Source organism: Tsukamurella pseudospumae (genome assembly GCF_001575195.1).
GTDB lineage: Bacteria > Actinomycetota > Actinomycetes > Mycobacteriales > Mycobacteriaceae > Tsukamurella > Tsukamurella pseudospumae.
In genome coordinates this window covers 1-2,923 of record NZ_LSRF01000016.1, presented here as the reverse complement: position 1 = coordinate 2,923, position 2,923 = coordinate 1, and the positions used below count along the sequence as shown (strand labels likewise).

Annotated in this window: 5 protein-coding genes; 2 read left to right on the top strand and 3 right to left on the bottom strand. The window is 63.4% G+C overall.

The genetic code is table 11. The annotated features are described in order from the left end of the window. Positions 1-379 (bottom strand): IS5 family transposase (locus tag AXK60_RS09285; protein ID WP_068570872.1); only part of this gene is annotated, 379 nt, incomplete at its 3' end. 141 nt (positions 380-520) lie between these two features. Then, on the bottom strand, positions 521-787 hold the full coding sequence (locus tag AXK60_RS09280) for a hypothetical protein (RefSeq protein ID WP_068570871.1): 267 nt from the start codon (positions 785-787) through the stop codon (positions 521-523). Between the two features lie 61 nt (positions 788-848). Here AXK60_RS09280 and AXK60_RS09275 point away from each other — a divergent pair, with 61 nt between their 5' ends. Continuing rightward, complete coding sequence (locus AXK60_RS09275) at positions 849-1,535, top strand: hypothetical protein (protein WP_068570870.1); 687 nt, start codon at positions 849-851, stop codon at positions 1,533-1,535. Positions 1,536-1,673: 138 nt separating this feature from the next. Next, on the top strand, positions 1,674-2,660 hold the full coding sequence (locus AXK60_RS09270) for a hypothetical protein (RefSeq protein WP_068570869.1): 987 nt from the start codon (positions 1,674-1,676) through the stop codon (positions 2,658-2,660). Between the two features lie 85 nt (positions 2,661-2,745). Here the strand turns inward: AXK60_RS09270 and AXK60_RS25740 are convergent. Beyond that, the coding region (locus tag AXK60_RS25740) for a transposase (RefSeq protein ID WP_175399973.1) at positions 2,746-2,923 on the bottom strand (178 nt) is incomplete at its 5' end.

The window sequence follows — 2,923 nt, the reverse complement described above, 5'->3', positions numbered from 1 at the left end:
GGCCCCCTGTGTCCTGATCAGGGCGAACAGTGTTCGTCGCGTGCTGATGCGCACGGTTGATCGTGGCGTCCACCGACACCGCCGTCCAATCGATCTTGCCCGCCGCATCGGCGTCGGCGAGGAGCGCGGCCAGAACCTTGTCCCAGGTTCCGTCCTGGGCGTAACGCCGGTGACGCTTCCAGGCCGTCTTCCACGAACCGAATGCCTCGACCGGCAGATCCCGCCACGGAATCCCGGTTCGATACCGGTAGATGATCGCCTCGACCACTCGCCGGTTGTTCTCGAACCGACGCCCAGGCCGACCAACACTCGAAGGCAACAACGGCTCGATCCGAGCCCACTGCTCATCCGAAATCGCTTCGTACCGAGATGAACTCACGGAACGATTATCCCCGATCAGCAGTCCATGATTGGGAGACACGCCCTAGCCCTCCTCGTCGAAAGACCTCGGCGGTGACCAGGTGACCCGCTGCTCGGAACAGATTGCTCTTGCTGACCTTGGGGTACATGTGGACTCCGCCTAGTGGTTGTTGGTCCACGACGGCTGTCCGTCGCGGTGTTCGGGGTCCGCATCCACCCAACGGGTGATTGGGTGCGCGTCACGGACAGCCTTGATACGCCGTTGAAGGTCGGTGATGCCCGCGCTCACCTCGTCAGACGGTCGCCCGCGCGCTTCCGCGTGCAGGTCGTCGAAGTCGGGCGGTGCCCCTGCTCCGACGACGGCTTCGAGCACGAACAGTTCACGGCGCAGGTTCGCGTAGAACTTCGCCGCGTTGGGAGTCGCCATGCGGTGAATCCTGGCATACCGCCCCCGCCCCGTCTCACGGTTCGCGTGCCATGATTCCCGCATGACGGTGGACGACGCGACCAGCTCGAACGACCTCGCGGCGGCGTTCGCGGTGCTGTCGGACTTCCTCAGCCAGAACAGCCTCACGGTGCAGCTCGCGGAGGTGGAATCCGCACTCGTCGAGACCACGGCGTTAGACGCCGCAGAGGTGGTGTCGGCGCACGGGCTGTCTGCCGAGCTGCTGTCGGCGGCGCTGTCTGTGCGGTCCACGGTCGGACGGCTGAACGATGTGATTCACGCGACGACCATCGCCCTGGTGCTGCCTCAGATTCTCGAACCAGGGGAGCGAGTGACGAATCGTCCGTCGCTCGGCGCTGGCAATGACAAGAGCCGACCGTTCGACTTGGAAACCGACAGAAGGATCGCGGAGTTCAAGGTCGCGCAGTGGAAGGGAGCGGACACCATGCGCAAGCGCGGTGTATTCGCCGACCTGGTGCACCTTGCCTTGGATAAGAGTGAGCGAACGGCGCAGCTCTACGTGGTTGGCGATCTTCCTGCCCGCTTCCTCCGAACCTCGGCGTCGAAGGCGTCGTGGGCAATGGGGCGCTCCTCGCCGCACACGCGGTCGCGGTTCACCGAAAGGTTCGATCCTGACGCAACGATGTCGGTCGCGGAGTTCACCGCTGGACCTGCCGCGCATATCGAGCTGGTGGACCTATGCGAACTAGTGCCAGGGTTGGCTTTGTAGAGCGGCTTCTTAGGCGTTCCGCTCGGTCACACGAGGAGTAGTTCGTCCCATGTCCAGTTTGGACTCCTCGCAGCAGCAATGCGGAGGTGTCTATTAGAGGGCACCGACAAGCGACTAGGAACGTGCCATGATCGCGGCATGGACGGCAGGGATTGGCAGGCGGGCTCGATCATCGGCGCTGAGCAGTACCGCGCGATGACTTTCATTCGGACGGCGAATCTGGGCGGCTACCTACCCACGGTCAACCAGGTGCAGGCGTGGCTCGATCAACCAGGCAGGATTCCTGGCAAGGTGACGAGGAAGCGTGTCGAATCTCCGTTCGGGGGAGCAGCCAAGCCGAGTTTCACAGTGAGTTCTCTCATCAACGATGCGATGGAGAAGTCATACCGCCCCATCGGCGAGATGATGCAGCAGTTGGTGGGAACGGCTCCCCCTGCGTACATGGCTCCGTGGCGGCAGGCGATGGAGCAGGCGAGGTACATCGAGACCAGAGCGCCCGACGAGACTGTGCTTGCGCAGCTCCTCCGTCTGATGTGGCTCGAAGAGGTCGACGGCGGGCTGCGACTAACTCAGTTGGGTCATGCCTTGTACCGCGCCGACCGCGAACGGGACGGTGGCGATGAGGTGCAGTTCCTTGGTGGAAGCGAAGATCCGCTGGCATGGGCGAGCCTCGTCGGGTTCCTGACCGACCTTGGCGACTGCACGATCATCGACCCGTACCTCAAGGCTCCGCAGTACTTGCCGCTTGCTCAGCTTACGGAAGTCAGCCGTATTGTGATTGGTCCAAAGGTCTCGAAGGGCGAGTTGGCAGCGTTGCAGGTTGCGCACGCTGGACTGGACAGCAACGTTGAGATTCGTCGGCACACAGGTGGGATGCACGACCGATTCATCATCGCGCGAGATAGTGTGCACACGCTCGGCTGCTCGCTAAACGGGGTAGGGAAGAATCCGACCACGCTGATTCGGCTCCACGGCGAGATTGCAGATAGCGCCCGCAGGATCGCGGATGACATGTGGGAAGCGGCGACGCCGCTAGCCTCGATCTTTCATGAGGTGGTCGACCTCCTCCTGATCGGTTTCGGATTGGTGGTTTCGGGCCGGTTTCCGGCCTGTGGGCGGAGGTGATCGCCCCGGTGTTGCGTCGGGTGGCGTCGGGTTCCACTGCCCCGTTGGGTGTTTCGTGATCGGATGGTCAGGGACGTTGTGTCGGTCATGTGGGTGCTCGCATCCGGTTCAGGCGCTGTAGGCCGGCGATCAGCAGGCGGGTGTCGGGGGCTGTCGCGGCGAGGTGTAGGCGGGTTCGGCGGGCGTGCCGGGCGAGGGATCCGGCGATGCAGAAGAGTCGGTGACGTAGACGTTTGGGTTCCCACCGGCGGGCATCATGGCTG

What these genes read in the sequence shown, in the direction of transcription:
- AXK60_RS09280 (WP_068570871.1), bottom strand. Translation starts at nt 787, where the DNA reads ATGGCGACTCCCAACGCGGCGAAGTTCTACGCGAACCTGCGCCGTGAA.
- AXK60_RS09275 (WP_068570870.1), top strand. Translation starts at nt 849, where the DNA reads ATGACGGTGGACGACGCGACCAGCTCGAACGACCTCGCGGCGGCGTTC.
- AXK60_RS09270 (WP_068570869.1), top strand. Translation starts at nt 1,674, where the DNA reads ATGGACGGCAGGGATTGGCAGGCGGGCTCGATCATCGGCGCTGAGCAG.